The organism is Pedobacter aquatilis (genome assembly GCF_030409415.1).
Classification (GTDB): domain Bacteria; phylum Bacteroidota; class Bacteroidia; order Sphingobacteriales; family Sphingobacteriaceae; genus Pedobacter; species Pedobacter aquatilis.
Genome location: NZ_JAUFPW010000027.1, coordinates 15,560 through 35,218 on the forward strand (window position 1 = coordinate 15,560; position 19,659 = coordinate 35,218).

Sequence of the window (19,659 nt, forward strand, 5' to 3'; positions counted from 1 at the left end):
TTGTTAAGCTTAATTCTATTCCACTGCAAGTTCCTTTAAATTAATACGTTTTTCTGTGAGATTATAATTTTTAAATTTATACCTCATGAATGCTGACATCATGTCTTCGTGAGTAGACATAATAATTTGATTATCGTAAAATTCATTTCTTAGTAAATCAATAAACCCGTAAAGATTTAATTCGTCCATAGTTTGTACTGGATCATCTATTAAAATTAATTTGTTTTGGGAGTACTTCTTGTGAAGTGCCAGAGTGAAAGAAATAATTAATGCTGACAATTGTCCAGAACTCATCGTAAATACAGCATCATAGGTTTTGTGTGATCCTGTTTGAAAACGGATTCCCTCTTTTTCGGAAAAGATAAACAGCCCTATCCCACCTTGAAAAGATTGCATAATTCTGCCTGAATAGATATGGAATACTGTTTCTATGTCTTTTATTATTTTTTTCTGGTAAGATTTTAAGGATGAGTTATATGTGCCTTTTAATCTATTCAATTTTTGAGAAATGTCCTTTGCTGTGTCTCTTTTTTTTGTTGCCTCTAATAGTAGTGCAGACTTAGTTTGTAAAATTTGATTTTGATTTAATGATAATTTGTGATATAAGTATTTTCTCTTTGCTTCAATTTGTTCAATGGTCACAGAATCTACTTGATTAAGCTCATTGTTGAAATATTCTCGGAAATACTCCGAAAAATACGTTTCTACTAATTCTGCATTACTCGTGTCTTTTATAATGGAAATTTGGTTCTTGAATAATTCTAATTTGTCAGCTACATCTAGTATTTGTTCGTCACTTAGATATTGTGAATAATCAATTTCGAGAATACCAAGAACCTTTAGAAGATTATTAAAATGATTGTCCTCTAAATCAAGTAACTGTGAAGTAAATTCTTTATTATAATTAAGAGAAGTAAGGTGAATATTTATCAGTTCTGTTATTTGTTTAATGGTTTCCGATTTAAATTCTGCAAACGTATCCTGAAGACGATTGCTTTTATCAGAATTGATTTCTTTGATTTGCTCAGATTTAGTTTCGATTTGAAGAAGTAATGTTTCAATGTTTTTCCAATCATGGCCACATAAAATACATTCTCCACTAGAAACTCCAGCTTCTCTTAGGTCTGTAAGTTCCTGTATTAAATCATTTCTGGATTTAGAAATGTCTGAATAAATTTTATCTAATCCGGAGAGCTCTTTGTGACTGGCTATAAGTGCCTGTTGGGTTAAAGAAAAAGTCGTTTTTAAATCACTTGGAATAAAGTCATACGAGGTCAAGTCTATTGATTCTTCCACGGCATTATGACTAAGAGATTCCAGTTTCTGAATGGTGTTTTGCAGACCTGTCACTTTAGCTTTTAACTCTCTTATCTCATCTTTTTTAGATAAAAAATTATGAAATTTGAAAAAGCTATTTATAAGATTTTCATTTTCCGAAAGATAGTCAACAGCTCTATTTTTTCTATATTGATTGAATAGGCTTTTTCGTTCAATAAATACCTTTAAGCGGTCAAGAACTCCATCTATGCCTATAATCTCTGAATAGTCGAATGTAGATGGATCGATTTCCTCCTGATCCCAGAATAAATCTTTTTTTTCTAATAACTTTACAAAAGAAGTCGGAGTTTCATCAGCAATGATATTGGCTTTTATTTGATTCACTTCCTGCTCAAGAATTCTAAAATTTCCATCTTCAATAGTAATGATTGCATCAAACCTCTTTTTTAGGTCATCAATTCTCTTGATTTTTTGTTCAAATTCTTTTAGATCAAATAAGTGACCAATATGGCTTTTTCTTTTTTTATCATCATGTTTAAGCAGGAATAGTGATTCTTCTTGTTCTACATAGTTGAGAAATTGGAAATTAGATTCGTAATTTTTGCCCAGTAAGTTTGTTAGAAATAGATTTTCGTCATCGACAGATTTCCGATTTTCAGACAAAAACTCATCTTTTGTGAATAGCTTGTATACGGAAAAGTCTATGTATGGTTCTATGCGTGCTGCATCTGCAAACCGCTCCAATATATAGGTATGGTCATTTTTAATTAGTTCAATTGTGATCAAAATGTCTTTGCCCATTCCGTTTGAATTTTGAAATGGATTTTCAGAAAAAACTTGCCTTCCGTCAATCAGTTTTTTCTTAAGGTCTTCATATCTTCTTATTTTTCCAGTAAAAACTAATTCTATTGCATCATAAATAGTTGTCTTTCCAAAACCGTTCGGGCCATCAAATACAATAATGTCAGAAGAATTAAAATTTATAGTAGCGTCCTCGAATACCTTAAAATTCTGGATTCTAATTTTGTTGATCTTCATTTGGTAATATTGTTTTTAATTTTTCAAGAATAGTTTCATTGGTCATTGCACTAAAATCTTCCTCATCGAGCATAAAAAAATCTTGTTCCAGAATTTCGTCAAGTGGATTGTTTTCAACAGATTTTTTGTTTACTTCTTCAAGAGATTTAAGGTTATTGGTTTGAGTGATTCTTATTTTAATAAAAGGTATTTTAATAGCTATTCGATAGATCAATGACTCAAACGAGTTAGCATCAAAATCCGTTTTGTGCTGTTCGAATATTTCGTCTTTCAAAATAAGTGTCTCAATGGCAGTAAGTGCATTTGATTCGCCAATTGCAGCATTTAGATTTTTTAGTTCCTCATCAGTGTAATACAAGATACTTTTCTTGAAGTGATATGGATTCTCTTCAATGTGTAGCAGATTATCAAATTTAACATCTTCTAGCTTTGGAACCTTATTCAATATTAACAGGTTTACATTTTTATCGAAAGTCGATTCTTGTACAAGTGCTTTCGTTTTTACAAATAGATCTATTTGGTCGTTTAATACATTATTGATGTTATCGCCATCGTACTGAGCAATAACCCAATAATTTTTTTGCTCTTTCAAAACATAGATTTTGAAATCTGGATTAGGTTTTTCTTCGAGCTCTGCAGCTTGGAATATTCTGTTTATTAGATCAATCATTTAATTTGTTTTTTGCTGTTTCTAAATCAATTAAGCTGACTTTTTTCCATTGGGTGATTTTTGTTTCACTTTCAGCTTCGCCAGTATCAACATGGTTGACATGACTGACGTTGTTTGCATAGGCTTCTATATTGTCAACGTTACATTCTGAAGTGATTAAGTAGTCGGAATTAAAAGGAACATCAACCATTTTGTTTAGAGCTGTTTTAATTATCCGCTCACTTACTTTTTTCTTACTTGATTCAGAATTGGAATAGTCTATTGAGGTGGGGAAATACTGTTTGCTTTCAGAACAAACCCAACCAATGCTATCGCTTCCATTAGAATCTTTAATAGCCAATAGTATTTGATAGAAAGAATCTTTCATTTCATCTTCATTGAGACTTAAGTCGGTGTATTGCTGTAAGTTCTCATAGGCAACACTTTTATGAGGTCTTATATTTTGTAGAAATTCTTTGAAAGCGGTAGCGTCATAAGAATTAAAAAGTATCGAGTATTTATCCATCTTGGTTTTTAATTCGGGACTTAGTTGATCTTCTTCACAATCCAAGCAGAATTCCTGATAATATCGATTAAGATTATTTCTAATCTTGTCTTCAAAATAAATTTCGTCTTGAACAAGCGAAGCTATATCTGTTCTTATTGCATCTAAGAAATTTTGTAGAGGAATAGGATTATCATACGCAGCATTCCTTATAGCAGTTCCACCATGATTTAGAGCGTGAATGTATATCACCTTATCAGATACAATTTTTTCTAATATTTCACTTAATAATTGAACGGTATCTGGATTGTTATGGCCAACAATATTATACTTTTGAAGTACTAAAATAATTTGTTCTCTAATTTTTACATCAATCTCACTTAAAGGGCAAGATTCTGCACTATTTTCATATTCATAAACTTTCATATTCGGATGCAAAACTTCAATTTGTGCTTTAGTTTTTTCATTTTGAGTTGCCATATGAAAAAAAGCTTCAACCGTTTGTAGTCCAATAGCGACCCATTTCCTTTCCAATTGCTCAAAATCTCCCTTGTAAGTTGAGTATGACGCACTTTTGACAGCCTTAATCTGATGCATAGAAATAGGAGTATGTCCTCCATTAGGAATTGACTTTAGTATAGTAAAATCTTCTATGGAATCTATTTGGAGCACCAACTCATTTATTTCATTTTCAGCTTTAGCATTAAGCTGCTTTAATATATGATAGAGTGCGACTCTACCTTGATAAATGAATCCGCTCCATGTTGGTATTGCGGTATGCGGTAAAGGTTGATTGACCATTCTTTTTATTGATTTGGTAATTAGTTTATATTTTTATAGTCCTGAAACCTCCACCTTACTTTTCCCGCTTTGCTGCTTACTCACCTTAATCTGCACAGGAATCCTCTCGGTCATTTCCTGCACATGAGAGATGACACCCACCTTACGACCCTGATTATGCAATCTTTCCAAAGCATCCATGGCGATATTGAGGGTGGTAGGATCTAGAGAGCCAAAACCTTCGTCAATAAATAAGGATTCTACTTTCATTCGGCTAGACGACAGAGAGGCGAGGCCCAGAGCTAGGGCAAGCGACACCAAAAATGATTCCCCGCCCGAAAGGGAGTAGACCGTACGTACTTCATCGCCCATATCCTGATCTACGACCTGTAGACCAAGCGATGAGGAGATGCGCTCAATTTTGTATCGGCTGGTGAGTGCCTGCAAATGGATGTTGGCATAGCTTAGCAAAACGTCGAGCGTATATTCTTGTGCGATCTGGCGGAATTTTTTACCATCGGAAGAACCTATAATTTCGTTCAGTTTGCTCCAGTTTTCGGTAATGATGGCTTGTGCTGTTATGTTTTTTAGCAGGTCGCCTATCTTATTTTTATTGGCTTCGTTTTGTTGCAGGCGGAAGCTGTTTTCTCCCTTTTTATTTTTCTTTTGTTCTGCCTCTGATTTGGCTATTTTGTTATGGTCATTCAGTTCCTCAAACGGGCGTTCGGACAAACGATTTTGTTTATGGCTATTGAAAGCCTGTTTTCGTTCTGTAAGAATGCTGTTGGTTTTGGTTACTTCTTCATCAATCGTTTGCAATGTCGTTCGCTCTTTAGTTATCCAATCGTTGCTAAACGTTAATAGCTCGTGGAGTACTTCCATGGTTATCGATTGTTGGTTCTTATGGTTGAAATCATTAAGCCAATTTTGCATTTTTTGTAAAGCGCCTTGGGCTTCGGTTTCCAAAGCTTTTAATGTGGCAGTCAATTCATCGCTTTGGGTATGGGCTTTGGTGCTATTGATATTGAGTTGTTGCTGGTTTGCTTTTATTTGTTCAAGCTGTTGCTGAGCTTCGCTTAGAGCCTGTTTTAGCTTAGCTTCGGTGTCGTCAGCAGGTTGTCCGGCAAATAAGACATTGCGCTGCTGGGTCAAGTCCAGACTGATGTTGTTTTGGGTAAAATAGGCTTCCGCTTTTTTGCTGACATCTGAAGCAAGGCTTTTAGCTTGGTTTTCTAGCTCTTTTAGTGTAGCCTCGAGTGCTGCTTTTTGACGAGTAAGTTGCTCCAACTTTTCAGTGTTTTCTTTCCAATTATGTGCAAAAATCTCAATGCGCTCTACGAAACTTACAGGGGCAGCTTTCCAGTTTTCCATCCAATCTGAAGCGATAAAATGCGGCGAGAGGAGCTGTTCTACACTGTTTAAATCAGTACTTGCTTTGTCTCGTTCTTTTGTATTACTGACCTGCTGTTCTTGATAAACAGAAAGCTTGCTTTGAATGTCTTTTATTTGGTTGGCAAGGCTATCCGTGTTTTCTTTGAGTTGGTCTAGCTGGCTTTTTGTGGTTTCAAGTTGTTGTTTTTTGTCTGTATAAACCTGTATTTGTGCCAATAAATCGGCTTGTTTATTTTTAAGAGCTTGTAATTTTTCTTCAATCCAGTCTGCTTTTTTCGCATTAGCTATGGTTCGGCTTTCCTGAGCTCTATCGAATTGTTCCCAAGATTGCTTTTTGGTTGCTAATGCCGTTTGCTTTGTTTTACTATCATCACTTTGGCGTTGGATGGTTTGTTGTAACGTGTTGCTTTCCTGTTCCAGAGCATTGTGCAGGCTATGGCTTGTCAGATAGATTTGTTCTCTTTCCTGATAGGACTTTTCGAGTTGTGCTAATACATTTTCCAATTGCGGATTATGCAAAGCATAGGGGTGGTTAGTGCTGCCACATACAGGGCAAGCCTCTTCATCAATTAAAGCTTCCCTAAGTGTTTCAACATTTTCGGCTGATGCCAGACGTGCTTGCTGCAAGAGTTGATAAGCCGTTTCTTTTTGCGCCCTTTCTAATGGGAGTTGTTGGTTTAGTTTTTGTACTGTTTGCTGTTTCGTTTCATAATCAGATTGGTCTTGTAGCTGTTTTTGATTTAGCGTTTCTAATTCTGTAAGGGCATTATAAAACAGTTGCCAATGGGCCTGTGCTTTTATGGCGTTTTCTACTTGTCGGTCTGTTTCTGTTTTATCGAGGTTTAAGTTTGCGATAGGGGTTAATAACAGTTCTTTTGACTTCGTATCATAACTTTTCTTTAAATTTTCCAAGCCTTCCAGCTGCTGTTTCAAATTAGATTCAATCGCTACCTTTTGGGTTTCGTCGATCTGGATTTTATCGTGTAATTGAGCAAGATTTGTAGCCGAGGTCTGCAAGATTTCCAAAAGCTTCTGGGCATCTTGTAGTTTGGACAAGATGAGCTCTTTATTTTCAGCAATCGGGCTACGGTTTGCGTTTTCCGTTTTCCAGTCGGTAATGTTTTTTATTTGGGTAACAAGATTAGTAAATTCTTCTTGTTTAGCCTTTAGTAGTTTTTTGTGCTGATTATTTGCATCAGAAGCATCTTCAGCTTCTTCTTTGAGTTTTTGTACCTGTTCTTTCTTCTCTGCCAGTAAGGTGTCTAGCTTTCTGGCCTGTTCCAATAGAGGCAGGGCATCGGTAAGCGCTTTGTTTTTTTCAGAAAAACGTTTTTCGGCCTGTTCCAGTTGTATTTCGAGATATTCTTTCTGCCCTCGCAGGGTGGCAATCGTTGCTTTTATTGTAGCAAACAGAACTGTTTTGTCAGCATGTTGCTGTTGAGTATGTTTGAGGGCATCGGCCCAGCTTTTGGTTTGCTGCGCTTGCTCAACATTTTGTAATTTTTGTTTACGAGGCAAGGCCGATGTTTGAACTTCGGTGGCAATATTTAATGCTGTGTAGGCTGTATCATGGCTGGTTTGCAGTTTAACTAGCTGCTCGTGCCATCCGATTTCTGCGGTCAGTTTTTCAATGTCTTTTTCCAGACTTTTAATCTGAGTTTCCAACGTTTCTTGCTCATCTGATAGTGTTTTCAGCTCTTCTTCGGTCAGGGTAATGATACCTTCTTTACGAAGATTAAGTTCCCGAAGTAGCTGTTCCTCTGCCTTGTATTTTTCGTAAATTTTCTTAGATATTTCAGAATAAATGTGAGTGCCGGTTAATTTTTCCAGCAAGGATGATTTTTCGTCTCGGCTGGCTTTCATAAAGGCGGTGAAATCGCCTTGTGCTAATAATACTGAACGCGTAAATTGTTCGAAATTTAAACCAACTAAGCGGGCTATCTCGTTCAGTGTTTCTTGCTTTCGACCGGGAATTTCAATACCTGAAGTAATGTTTTTGAGGGCTATGGAATCAGATTGCATACTGCCATCTGCCTTGTTCCTTGCCCGTCTTACATTCCAGTTAGCACGATAATGGTTCCCATCTATTCCCACAAAATCTACTTCGGCGAACCCATCAGCTGTTCCATCACGGAGTATACTGCGTACATCTCCTTGGCTGAGTGTGCTGCCTTCAACGTCCTTAATTTCTACACCGGTTTCTTTTGCCTGCAGATATCTAGGTGTTTTGCCGTAAAGGGCAAGGCACAAAGCATCTAATACGGTAGATTTACCAGCACCCGTGGCGCCGGTAATGGCAAATATGCCTGCTGAGCATAGTGGTTCAGCCGTAAAATCTATTTCGGTGTTTCCTTCTAGCGAGGCCAGGTTTTTAATGCGTATGGCGAGTATCTTCATTTAATCGGCTGTTTGATTTACTTCCTGTACCACTTGTTGAAAAAGCTGCATTACCCTAGTAGGAACCTCGCTGTTATATTTGGATTGATATATTTTTCCGAATATGTCAATTGGCTGTAATTCATTCAGTTTATCTGGGGTAATTATTTCTGTCGGGTTTTGTTTAGAAACAGGATGCTTTGCATCAATTCTGGCAAGTCTTACTTTTTTGCCAACTAAAGCAGTTTCCACTTTATGGCGTAAAGCAGGTTCGGGTCCTTCAAGTAACACACGTACTTCCAGATATGGAGCTGTTTCAGGAGTCAAATCCATTTTTGGTAAGTTTTCCAACTGAGCAATTACCTCATGCAAAGGTTGGTGGCTCAAGGGAGTTCTTTGCAAGGATATAAATAGCGGAATTTCTATAGTTTTAAGCTTGTTAATTTCCTGATCAAGTTCGAAAACAACGACCTGATGTTTATAATTGAGCTCTGAAAAAGACAACGGCAATGGGCTACCCGAATATCGGATATGCTCTTTGCCGCCAATTCTTTGCGCTTTATGGATATGACCCAGGGCAACATATTTGATGTCAGGATGAAAAGCAGTTGCAGGAATACATTCTACTCCTCCCATAATTTGCCTTTCTGTTTTATCCAGATCAGTAATTTCGGCATGTTGGGTATGCAAATGTCCCATAGCAATGATGGATTGTCCGTCTTTCATTTTATGGCTGGCATATTCAAATGCCTCTTTGTATAATGCGGTTACTCCTTCAGTATATGGGTTTGCGCAGTTAGGTATAGTTGGATAGTCGCCCATACGCAGAAATGGTACTGCGAGACACCATATTTTTGGATTTCCATAGGCATCGTGTATAGGCACAAGTAATTTTTCATAGTCGATATTTCCTTCTGCATCCTTTTCCACCAACCCAATAATATGAACATTGGATGATTCCAGTAATGGCATTGGGGCTTCTAACCTTGATGCAGAATCATGATTTCCGGCAGTGATGATAATTTGTAAATCGGGATTTGCTTTAGTCGCCTGATTCAGGAAAGTATAGAACATTTTTATCGATGCAGCCGACGGATTGGATATATCAAAAACATCTCCGCTGATTAGCATTATATCTATTTTTTCTGTTTGCAGTGTCTGTACCAGCCAATCTAAAAAACGCTGATGTTCATAGCTGCGGTCGTATTCATGAAACAGTTGGCCTATATGCCAATCGGCTGTATGAAGGATTTTCATATCTTAAGACTTTTTAGAAAATTTGCTCAGTGAATCCGAGACCCAATTACAAGAAATATGAGTTCAATAAAGCGGGTGCGTTCACCGCACATAAGAATTTTAGATGGTACTTGAAATTCAGGATGGAGAAATAGTATTTCATAATAATTGAGAGTGTTAGAAATGCAAGATAATTTTTTTTCTTAATTTATTACCAAAGATCGGAAGAAATTTCGCTTCCAATTTTTATCATAAAATTAATTGTTGTTACGTTAAGATATTTACGGTTTACCGTAATTAGCAGAGTTTTAACAGATAAATTTTGTTAAATATTTGCCTCCTAGGCTGCGTGAGGTTAGTACACGAATTTTGGAAAAAAGCTTTTTTGATAAAATACTTTAATCACTCGGGTGTTTGATAAGATGTAAAATTGCCCACAATTTTTTTCTTTCCTCATTGAAAGAATATATATAGTTTATCGTTTCTGGCTTTCACAGATGAATATTCTTAGTATTTGGTCGTTAAATAGACATACATAAATCTTGAATGTTATGAAATCTGCTTATCTGTATGTTCGAGTGAGCACCGATGAACAAAAAAGAAAAGGCTACTCATTGCCTGAACAGGAGGATCGATTGATCAAGTATTGTGAATCTAACAAAATAGAGATACGAGGAGTTTATCGAGAAGATTTCTCAGCAAAAACATTCAATAGACCAGAGTGGAAAAAATTACTGTCTATATTGAAAAAAGACAAAACTAAGGGAGAAAAGAATGTTCTTTGCATTAAGTGGGACAGGTTCAGTCGTAATACGCAGCTTGCCTACGAAATGATAGAGATATTAAGGAAGTGTAATACAAAAGTAATGGCAATCGACCAACCTGTCGATCTTGAAGTCCCAGAAAGTACTGTCATGCTTGCTGTTTATTTGTCGGTACCTGAGGCTGAGAATGCAAGAAGAGCATTGAATACTTCTAACGGTATGCGCAGAGCTAAGCTAATGGGACGATACCCTTGCAGGGCTCCGATAGGTTTTGTTAACCTTACAACGATTGAGGGTAGGAAATACATTGCGCCACAATATCCCGAGGCAGCGATCATCAAATGGATATTTCATCAGTTAGCAAAAAATAAGTATAGGATGTCGGTTATTAGAAGAATGGCTATTGATAAGGGTTTTTTCTGCACATCGTCCTATTTCTCCACTGTGGTGCGTAATCCAGTTTATTGTGGCTTAATCAAGGTTGTCCAGAATGATGGTGAAATCGAAATGATTAAAGGCAATCACGAGGCCTTGGTTTCTGTGTCCACATTTTATGAAGTGCAGGACATTATTAACACAAAAAGAAAAGTTTTGCCAAGAAAGGATGATTTGAAGAAAGCATTTTTTCTTACAGGGCTGCTAATCTGTCCCCGCTGTGGCCGAAAACTTTGCGGAAGCTTCTCTCGTGGTTCTAGAAGCCTTTATCCTTATTATCATTGTAGAGGAAGATGTAAGACTAGAATTAGTTCTGTAGTATTAAACTTGAGTTACGAAAAGAAAATAGAAAAGTTAGTTTTATCTAGAAACGCAAATGAGCTTTTTGTTAGAGTTATGGATGATTCGGATTTGGAAAATACTAAAAGTGAGTTCCTTAATGAAAGAGCAGAAATTAGAAGACAGATTTCAAGAAAGGAAATTGCAATGTCTAAAGCTCGCAATCTTTTTGTGGAAGGGAAATTAACATTTCAGGATTTCCGGGAGCTAAGAAAAGAATACCTATCTAGGCAGGTATGTCTAAAGAATGAACTTGAGCAAAATGCAACAAAACTGGAACACATAGATCGACAAGCGAAGCTTAATTATGGAGAGGTAATTGAAATTTTCAATATTTATAAAACATTAGACCCTGCAGATAAGAAGCACTTTGTCAAATTTTTTCCACCTGAAAACATTGATTATTCAACTGGCGACCTCACAATCAAGCTGCCGTACGGGCTCTCAAAAATACTTAGGTTCAAATCTTAAATCACCAATAATATGAACTTTATTGAAAGAAAAATATCTGTGAATAAAGCTATTTCGCTTTTGGCAAAGAATAATGTAAAAGTTAATGAAAAGGAAGCCGACATTATATTGGATTTCCTTTATCTAATAGCGAAGAATAATCTCAGGGAAGCCCAACCAGAAAAGCCTTTAAACCCTAAGAGGAGGTCGAACAAGCCAAAATCCACTTAGAGGTATTTGTGATACAGCTTTTTAGACCAATTTGGATAAAAGTTAAGAGGTTTTTTTACGATTGTCGAACACCACTTGGCCAAGTTGTAAACATTTGGGCCACAGAATTTTATTGGCATAAAAAAAGGAAACAACAAAAACATGTTGCTTCCTTAAGTAGCGGGGAGCAGGATCGAACTGCCGACCTCAGGGTTATGAATCCTGCGCTCTAACCATCTGAGCTACCCCGCCGGGTAAAAATATTTGCTTATATTATCAAATATTTAGGTGGTTATTTTTTGGAGTTGCAAATATAGAATAAATTACCTTTCTTTAGAAAAATAAAATAAAAAAAAATAGTCCGGAATAATATTCTGGTAATGAATTAACATGGCAGAAAAGAAAAAATTTACGCTTGAGTACGAGGTTAAATCGTCGCCACGAATACTGTATAGCTTTATAAGTGAGCCAAATGGCTTATCACAATGGTTTGCTGATGATGTTAATTTTCGCGATCAGGTTTATACATTTACCTGGGATGATGAGCAATTAAAAGCTAAGCTTGTTTCGGTAAAAGAGAACAAATTAGTGAAGTTTAAGTGGCTAGATGACGAACCACAGTGCTACTTTGAAATGGAAATTGTGCAAGACGAACTAACCAATGATGTTGCGCTTTCTATAACAGATTTTACTACAGACGACCTTCTTGCAGAAAAAAAATTAATCTGGGATAACCAAATTGATTATCTGATAAGTGTTTTGGGTGCATAAAATAAATATGCATTGTTTACCTTTGTAAGGTGAAAAAGATACATCTTCTAATTATAAAATCATTCATCAGGCCTTTCTTTGCAACATTTTTTGTTGTAATGTTTATCCTGTTAATGTTTTTTCTATTCAAATATGTTGATGATCTGATTGGTAAAGGCTTCGAATGGTTTACTATTATCGAGCTGATGTACTATCAATCGATGGTGCAAATCTCTATGGCACTACCACTTTCGGTATTGCTTTCTTCCATCATGACTTTTGGTACGCTTGGCGAAAACTATGAATTGGTTGCCATCAAATCTGCCGGCATTTCGCTGCAAAAAGCCATGCAGCCGCTTTTTTTGCTCATCCTGATGTTAACAGTTGGTTCTTTTTTATTTTCCAACTACATGCTTCCGAAAGCAAATCTCAAATTTTATTCGCTAATGTTTGATGTTAGGAATAAGAAGTTAGCCTTTTTAATAAAACCAGGAATCTTCAACAACAGCATCCCTGATTATTCTATTCGTGTAGATAGTAAAAATGAGGATGGAAAGATGTTCGGTATTATGATTTACGATCATAAAGGAACCAATGGTATTCCAAAAGTAATTCTAGCAAAAGAAGGCGAACTGAATAAATCGCCTGATGGGAAATATCTGATTTTCGATTTAAAAAATGGTGTAACTTATGAAGAGCAGGCAAGTTCGAGTGGTGTTTATAATCCACGACAGATAATGTATCGAAGCCGTTTTAAAGAAACACAACCAAAATTCGATATGGCTTCTTTTGATATGCAAAAAACCGAAGAAGGTAATTTTGGTAATAATACTTTAATGCTGAATTTGAAAGGTATCGAAAGAAAAAGAGATTCACTAACAAAAAAGATGGATACCTTGAATATAAACCGAGCAGTAACCTTAGGTAATAATTTTAAGCAATCGAACATTGCTTTGGGCTATACTAAAATTAAAATTGCACCTAAAAAGATTGCCGATAATATTCTTAAAAATATTCCGAATGGCTTTAGACTTCAAAGTGTTCAGAATGCTGCCAATATTGTTTCAACAATGAAGCAGGGTTTAGATTATGGTGCACCGGTACAAGAAGATTTAAGAGGTGAAATTATCTTCACAAGCGTGGAGTATCAGCGTAAATTTACCCTTGCTGCATCTTGTATATTGTTGTTTTTTATTGGAGCACCACTTGGCGCAATTATTAGAAAAGGTGGTATGGGTTTACCTGTGGTTATTGCCATTGTGTTTTTCCTTATATATCATATTATCACTACCGTAGCCGAGAAATCTGCCAGAGAAGGGAATTTAAATCCAATATTTGGAATGTGGATTGCTTTTATAATATTATCGCCTTTGGCCGTGTTTTTGACTTATAAAGCTACAGTAGATTCTGCTCTTTTCGATGTGAATTATTACAAACAATTTTTTATAAAACTCCTCAGGATAAAGCAGAAATAAAATCCATTATCATTTACTTCCAAATGATATATTCTTAACTATATTGCTTAATAAGGTTGTACCTTTGTATCAATCTATTTGATGATTTAATTATCTGATGATGGGCAATTTGTACTTTATATAAAATGCAAACAAAATTAAACACCATACAAGAGGCTATTGAAGATATCAAAGCCGGAAAAGTTATCATCGTTGTTGATGATGAAGATAGAGAAAATGAAGGTGACTTTTTAACTGCTGCAGAAAACGCAACACCAGAAGTCATTAATTTTATGGCAACATATGGGCGTGGCTTAATTTGTGCCCCTTTAACCGAAGAACGTTGCGATGAGCTAAACCTGAATTTAATGGTTGGCAAAAACACAGCGGCGTATGAAACAAATTTTACAGTTTCAGTTGATTTGGTAGGGCATGGTTGTACTACCGGAATTTCTGCCAGCGACCGTTCTAAAACAATGCTTGCCTTAGCAAATCCAAATACAAATCCAGATGAACTGGGCAGACCTGGGCATATTTTCCCTTTAAGAGCAAAAGAGGGTGGTGTAATTAGAAGAGCAGGGCATACCGAAGCAGCTGTAGATTTGGCTAGACTTGCAGGGTTTAAACCTGCGGGTGTTTTGGTAGAAATATTAAAAGAAGACGGCGAAATGGCTCGCTTGCCAGATTTGTTCAAAATTGCAGAACAGCATCAATTAAAAATCATTTCTATTGAAGATTTAATTGCTTACCGTTTAAGCATAGATAGCCTGGTAAAACAAGAAGTTAGTATAGATTTACCAACCGCTTGGGGCGATTTCAAAATGACGGCTTATACCCAATTGGATAATAACGCAACGCATTTAGCCATTTCGAAAGGAGCATGGAAAGAAGAAGAACCGATTCTGACCCGTGTGCATAGTTCTTGCGTTACCGGTGATATTTTTGGTTCTTGCCGTTGCGATTGTGGTCCACAATTACACAAGGCTTTAGAGATGATTGAGAAAGAGGGGAAAGGTGTTGTAATTTACATGAATCAGGAAGGACGAGGCATTGGACTCATTAACAAATTACGCTCGTACAACTTGCAGGATGCAGGTTTCGATACCGTTGAAGCAAACATTAAATTAGGCTTTAAAGGTGATGAACGTGATTACGGTGTTGGTGCGCAAATTTTAAGATTACATGGCGTTACTAAAATGCGCTTGATGAGTAACAATCCAACTAAACGTGCCGGTTTAATTGGCTACGGCTTAGAGGTTGTAGAAAATATTCCCATCGAAATTGAAAGTAATGTACATAATGAACGTTACTTGAAAACCAAAAGAGATAAAATGGGTCACTCTATTATGAAAGGGTAGTTTTTAGACTGTTATGAGCTGCGAGTTGTCGGTTGCCTGCTTAGGATTAGCCGACAACTTTTTATTTAAAAGATACATGATTGGCAACTTAAACAGATATCCGTAACTGTTCATACTCCTAACAGGCAACAGATAACCATTTTTAAACCACCCTGACTTGTAACCCACAACAGTTAACTGGCAACAGATTACTTTCTAGGATTATTTTTATTCTGATTTATAATCGCTTCCTTATTTATTGTTCGATTAGTTTTAACAGGTTGCTCAGTTTCTTTCTTTCTCAGATTTCTTCTGTAAGCACCAGATAATTTTTGTAGAAATTCTTTAAACGTATCAAACTGCTGTGTATAAACCAAACCAACTGATGTTACATTGGCTGTCGAACTAATACCACTGTTCAAGAAAATACTTTGTTGCGTTGGAGGCTTATTGGCCAGCTTTCCGGTTAAGCTTCCATCTTTTCTGATCAAGAACAAAGCTTCAACCTCGCTACCGACATTGTTTTTAGAGAAATCGATTACGGTAAAATCATTTAAGCTATTTCTATCAACAATACCCGCATTAATAATTAATCTATCATTAAAAAACTTAAATGAAGCATTTGCCTCACTCAACGATTTTACGTTTAAATCAACAAAGTTGAGATTTAACGATGATAATACATTATTGAACTGGTTAAATACAAGCTCAGTCGCTGTACTCGAAACACTTGAACCTAATTGTTTACCAATTGATTCTCCACCATTTCCAGGTGCAAAACTTCTCCTTATAATCAAACTAAAAGCCTGTAAATTCAAATTATTCTGATCGCTAAAGTAGGTTTGAAGTTCTTCTTTAATGGCCGGTTGAGCAGGGAAATTGATGTCAAGTTTAATATCTGGTTGCAATAACAAACCAGTCAGTCCCATTTCAACTTCCGTATTTACACGTTGATTAGCATTACTACTCGCATCTCTGTTGGCTGCCTTATATAACTCATTTAAATTGGCCCTGAGCGCATAAACAGCTTTCAGGTTGATTTGTGCTGCGGTCGGATTTCCAGTCCATCTAATCGTTCCCCCTTGTCTGATTTCGAATTTTTTGTTTATTACCTCCTGTGCGGTAAAGTCAAAACTTCCCGTTTCAATAATGTAATCTCCAGACATTTCAAAGTCGCCAAGACTATTGATGTTTAAGTTCAGCTCGGCGTTACCTTTCCCGCTTAAATTTCCTAAAGTTGTAAAAATGTTTGCCGTTGTATTTGGATCTATTGTAAGTTTAAATGTTAATGTTAAGCCATCAAAAGTGGTAACCTTTTTAACAACTTTTGCAGAGTCTCTGCTTATGAAATTAATGAAATCCTTATCTGAAACCGTTTCAGAACTATTTAGCGGAAGATTAAAAACAGTGCCTTTTTCTGTTTTGGCTTTAATATCAATCTTCATTTTGCTTGTTGGACCAGTAAATTTAAAAACACCTGTTCCGTAAGCTTTTCCGAAATAAACCGAATTGTCTTTAGAAGTGGTGTTAAGTGCCATCAAACTTTCTGCATTAACGGTAACATTCAGCGTTGGGTCGTCAAGATTATTTAAATCAACACTTCCCATTGCAGTAGCTTCGTGTCCTTCTAAATCGGTTAGCTTAAAGTTATCTAATTCAATAATACTATTTTCAACGTTAACCTTGTCGGTAATTACGTAAGTTGTTTTCAGGTAATTCACCATCAGCTGCCCTTTATTAAAAGAGAGTGTTCCATTAATTTTTGGATCGTCAAATTTACCTTTTACCGTTAAATCAGAAGAAACCTCTCCTTTTAAATTTGATACCAGTTGTTTTACAAAAGGCTCAAAAATGGTCAGCTTACTTTCGTCCATTTTGATGTTTAAATCAATGTCTTTCTCTTTTAAATCCAAACCTCCGGTAAGCTTAAACGTTTCCGAATCATTAGCCATGATGCTGGTGTAAACATTTATTTTATTGCCTTCGCTAAAAGAAGATGTATCCGTAAGTGTACCTATGTAAATGTCATTGAAATTTAGAGAGTCAATTTTAATATCATCGCTAATTCTTGGTGCTTTTAAAATACCGTATAAATTGGTTTTACCATTAACTTTTCCGGCAAGTTTAACCCCAAATCCCTTGGTAAAGAAATTAATCGTTTTTAGGTTGAAGTCCTGGAAACCAACTTCAAGTAAATCTTTAGGGTCTTCTGATATTAAACCATCAACCGTAATTTGCTGCTTATCATTAGTTAAATCAAAGTTTTTGATTTCGGTTTTGCCGTTATTTAATACGATGCGAACTTTTTCCTGAATTCTCCACTCTTCATTATTAATCTGTAATATAGATGGAAGAATACTCAAGCGAGCGGTTGTGTCCTGATTTTTGGTAAATTCAACAAGTCCGTTTAAGTCTAATTTATTGGCTTCGTCTGCACTTGATGTTTTAATGTTGAAGGCCAGGCTATCATTTCTTAAAATATTCGAGATATTAAAGTCTTTAACAAACAAGCTATCATTAAGCTGAACCCTGTCTGATGTTACGTTAAGTTGAAGCTGTTCAGGTGTAGTATTTTCATCAATAATGATGTTATTGACCACAACGCCCTGATACTTTAAATTCTTTATAAAGCCGTTCAACGTTGCAGTATTGTTCCTCGAATCGAAATTGCCAATAAAGTTTGCACCCTCAGATAATTCAAGTCCAGGTGAAATTAACTGAGCTAAGGGCTCGAATTTTTTAACCTTGAGGTTAAATTGAAAAATCTGTTCTTTAAACTTTATAATTTGAGTCTGAAATGATGGAACATAGGTTTTCGCAATTGCCTTATAATAAGAACCAATTGAATTTAAATCATATTTGCCATCAATACTGGCATCTAAAATATCTGATTTAATTGTTAAATGGCGGTCAACCCCACTACCATTTGCAGTAAGTTCTACTGAATCGATGCTATAGGTTCCCTTTGGATTTTTCAGTACAATTTCCTGAATCCTCAATCTTCCTTCGATGTTGTTTAGATCAGTACCTGAAAAATTGGTGGTAAATTTAGCATCTACCCTGAGCGAATCCTTAATCAGATTAAGGGCTTTTAATCTAGCTCCGGTAATGGTTGCGTTGAAATTAAATACTGGTAACTTAGGGTTAAGGTTTACACCGCCATCAAAATCAAGTTTGATATTTTTATCATTGATGGTTAGTTTTCCATCGAAATATTTTTTATCGAATGTGCCATTCACCTTAACATTACGATACCTGTAATTGTTGAAATCAATGTAATCAATATCGCCGTCTATTTTTTCCGTAAGCTCTTTCAACTCTGTTCCACGGCCTTTTACATATAATGAGGATGTAATTCTACCCAAACTTTTTTCGTCTAAAAGGTTGCCGATATTAAAATCAAAGGTTTTAACATTTCCGGTGTAAGATGGAACATTATTCTTGTCAATCTTCATATTAACATCCGAAACAATCCGACCTAACTTAGTTTTAAATTCGCCGTAAGCGATAAAATCGTTCTGAAAACCTGTAAAGCTGCCATTGAAATTTATATTTCCAAATTTGTTTACAATACTTGGAACAAGCTTTTTGTTTTTACCAGTGATACCAGAAAGCACTTCATCCAGATCGGTTTTGTTAGTTCCGGCCATTTCAATTTTCAAATCCATAAAGGTTTCTTCCCACTTCGGTAAACCTTTAATTACAAAATCGCCTTTTATATGCGTTGCCTTTCCCGATCTAACAGATAACTTTTTGGCTTTAAGGTTATTTACTAAACCCGTTATTTGTCCATCAACATCTAAATCCAATTTCATTGTATTCAACTCCGGAGCAAAGTATGCAACATCTTTTGACGATATATGGCTGTCTTTAAAAATAGCCTTCATCCGAACATTATCAATATAATGGTTGAAATCCCTGAAGGTTTTAAACTGCATTCGATAATAATCCGTTAATCGGCTTTGGTTGGTAACCAGTAGCAATTTTTTTAGTTCAATTGCATTGGTATCTACAGTAGTTTCAGCAGTTAAATTCTTTAAATAAAAACCACTTCGTTCTCTTAAAGTCAGGTTTTTGATATTTGTTTTAAGAATGTGGTTCTTCGTGTCTAAGCCTTCAAGAATAACACTTAAATTCTTTACGTCAACATTATCAAAGTTTACACTGTTACCCTGCGCAGTATCTTTGGCCTTGTAATTTTTGTATTTGAAGGCCAAATTATTAACTATAATTCTACCGAAATCAATTTTGTAGGGTTTCTTTTTTTTCTTTACAGTAACCTTACCATCATCAAAATAATTAATGATGAAATCGAGGTTAGATGAATTATCTTTGAAATCTTTTAAGAAGAATTGCCCATTATTAAGCTGAATCGTATTTATGTCGATAATTCTTTTATCTATAGATAATTGGTTAATATCAACCATTAATGTTGGCGTACTCAGAAGGGTATCCTTTTGAAGGTCGAGAACTGATAGTCCTTCAAGAACGATTGACTTAAAAGGCTTGATGTATAGGCTTTTAATGGATACAGTAGTATTTAACTCCTTTGATAAATACGCAGCTGCTTTTTTCGCAAAAAAAGTTTGAACAGGTTTAAACTGCAAAGAAAAAACAAGAAGCGCAAGCAGCAAAAGTATTGATGCGATTACCCAAAGGAGTATTT

The 19,659-nt window shown here is 35.8% G+C and carries 11 protein-coding genes and 1 tRNA gene; 5 read left to right on the plus strand and 7 right to left on the minus strand.

The window, feature by feature from the left end:
- Positions 1 to 15: 15 nt before the first annotated feature.
- The 5 genes from QWY86_RS10865 to QWY86_RS10885 are packed head-to-tail and all read right to left on the minus strand — an operon-like array spanning position 16 to position 9,275.
- The gene (locus QWY86_RS10865) at positions 16 to 2,316 is read right to left on the minus strand and encodes an ATP-binding protein (protein ID WP_290241949.1); all 2,301 of its coding nucleotides are present in this window, start codon (positions 2,314 to 2,316) and stop codon (positions 16 to 18) included.
- Complete coding sequence (locus QWY86_RS10870) at positions 2,297 to 2,986, minus strand: ABC-three component system middle component 1 (protein ID WP_290241951.1); 690 nt, start codon at positions 2,984 to 2,986, stop codon at positions 2,297 to 2,299. Before QWY86_RS10870 ends, QWY86_RS10865 begins: the two co-directional genes overlap by 20 nt.
- Entirely contained in the window at positions 2,979 to 4,271 is a 1,293-nt protein-coding gene (locus QWY86_RS10875) for an ABC-three component system protein (protein WP_290241953.1), read from the minus strand. The genes QWY86_RS10870 and QWY86_RS10875 overlap by 8 nt, the downstream gene beginning before the upstream one ends.
- A gap of 33 nt (positions 4,272 to 4,304) precedes the next feature.
- The gene (locus QWY86_RS10880; RefSeq protein ID WP_290241956.1) at positions 4,305 to 8,039 is read right to left on the minus strand and encodes an AAA family ATPase; all 3,735 of its coding nucleotides are present in this window, start codon (positions 8,037 to 8,039) and stop codon (positions 4,305 to 4,307) included.
- Complete coding sequence (locus QWY86_RS10885) at positions 8,040 to 9,275, minus strand: exonuclease SbcCD subunit D (protein ID WP_290241959.1); 1,236 nt, start codon at positions 9,273 to 9,275, stop codon at positions 8,040 to 8,042. It abuts the gene before it with no gap.
- Positions 9,276 to 9,805: 530 nt separating this feature from the next.
- Here QWY86_RS10885 and QWY86_RS10890 point away from each other — a divergent pair.
- Both QWY86_RS10890 and QWY86_RS10895 read left to right on the plus strand, forming a co-directional pair.
- Positions 9,806 to 11,263 (plus strand): recombinase family protein, encoded by a 1,458-nt coding sequence (locus QWY86_RS10890; RefSeq protein ID WP_290241961.1) that lies wholly within the window; start codon positions 9,806 to 9,808, stop codon positions 11,261 to 11,263.
- A gap of 12 nt (positions 11,264 to 11,275) precedes the next feature.
- A complete protein-coding gene (locus tag QWY86_RS10895) occupies positions 11,276 to 11,473 on the plus strand; it encodes a hypothetical protein (RefSeq protein WP_290241963.1) in 198 nt (65 codons plus the stop codon).
- A 157-nt stretch (positions 11,474 to 11,630) separates the two neighbouring features.
- Here the strand turns inward: QWY86_RS10895 and QWY86_RS10900 are convergent.
- Positions 11,631 to 11,704, minus strand: a tRNA-Met gene (locus tag QWY86_RS10900).
- 138 nt (positions 11,705 to 11,842) lie between these two features.
- On the opposite strand from QWY86_RS10900, the gene QWY86_RS10905 reads away from it, so the two are divergent.
- The 3 genes from QWY86_RS10905 to QWY86_RS10915 all read left to right on the plus strand — a co-directional run bounded on the left by QWY86_RS10905 (position 11,843) and on the right by QWY86_RS10915 (position 15,014).
- On the plus strand, positions 11,843 to 12,223 hold the full coding sequence (locus QWY86_RS10905) for an START-like domain-containing protein (RefSeq protein ID WP_290241966.1): 381 nt from the start codon (positions 11,843 to 11,845) through the stop codon (positions 12,221 to 12,223).
- A gap of 29 nt (positions 12,224 to 12,252) precedes the next feature.
- Positions 12,253 to 13,677, plus strand: a complete 1,425-nt coding sequence (locus QWY86_RS10910) for an LptF/LptG family permease (protein WP_290241968.1) — start codon at positions 12,253 to 12,255, stop codon at positions 13,675 to 13,677.
- A gap of 125 nt (positions 13,678 to 13,802) precedes the next feature.
- Positions 13,803 to 15,014, plus strand: coding sequence for a bifunctional 3,4-dihydroxy-2-butanone-4-phosphate synthase/GTP cyclohydrolase II (locus QWY86_RS10915; protein ID WP_290241970.1), 1,212 nt, complete (start codon positions 13,803 to 13,805; stop codon positions 15,012 to 15,014).
- Positions 15,015 to 15,202: 188 nt separating this feature from the next.
- On the opposite strand, the gene QWY86_RS10920 is transcribed toward QWY86_RS10915, so the two are convergent.
- Complete coding sequence (locus QWY86_RS10920) at positions 15,203 to 19,600, minus strand: translocation/assembly module TamB domain-containing protein (RefSeq protein ID WP_290241972.1); 4,398 nt, start codon at positions 19,598 to 19,600, stop codon at positions 15,203 to 15,205.
- Between the last annotated feature and the right edge of the window lie 59 nt (positions 19,601 to 19,659).

Coding starts and splice junctions, on each gene's coding strand:
- QWY86_RS10870 (WP_290241951.1), bottom strand. CDS start 2,986: ATGATTGATCTAATAAACAGAATATTCCAAGCTGCAGAGCTCGAAGAA.
- QWY86_RS10885 (WP_290241959.1), bottom strand. CDS start 9,275: ATGAAAATCCTTCATACAGCCGATTGGCATATAGGCCAACTGTTTCAT.
- QWY86_RS10890 (WP_290241961.1), top strand. CDS start 9,806: ATGAAATCTGCTTATCTGTATGTTCGAGTGAGCACCGATGAACAAAAA.
- QWY86_RS10875 (WP_290241953.1), bottom strand. CDS start 4,271: ATGGTCAATCAACCTTTACCGCATACCGCAATACCAACATGGAGCGGA.
- QWY86_RS10865 (WP_290241949.1), bottom strand. CDS start 2,316: ATGAAGATCAACAAAATTAGAATCCAGAATTTTAAGGTATTCGAGGAC.
- QWY86_RS10880 (WP_290241956.1), bottom strand. CDS start 8,039: ATGAAGATACTCGCCATACGCATTAAAAACCTGGCCTCGCTAGAAGGA.
- QWY86_RS10915 (WP_290241970.1), top strand. CDS start 13,803: ATGCAAACAAAATTAAACACCATACAAGAGGCTATTGAAGATATCAAA.
- QWY86_RS10895 (WP_290241963.1), top strand. CDS start 11,276: ATGAACTTTATTGAAAGAAAAATATCTGTGAATAAAGCTATTTCGCTT.
- QWY86_RS10905 (WP_290241966.1), top strand. CDS start 11,843: ATGGCAGAAAAGAAAAAATTTACGCTTGAGTACGAGGTTAAATCGTCG.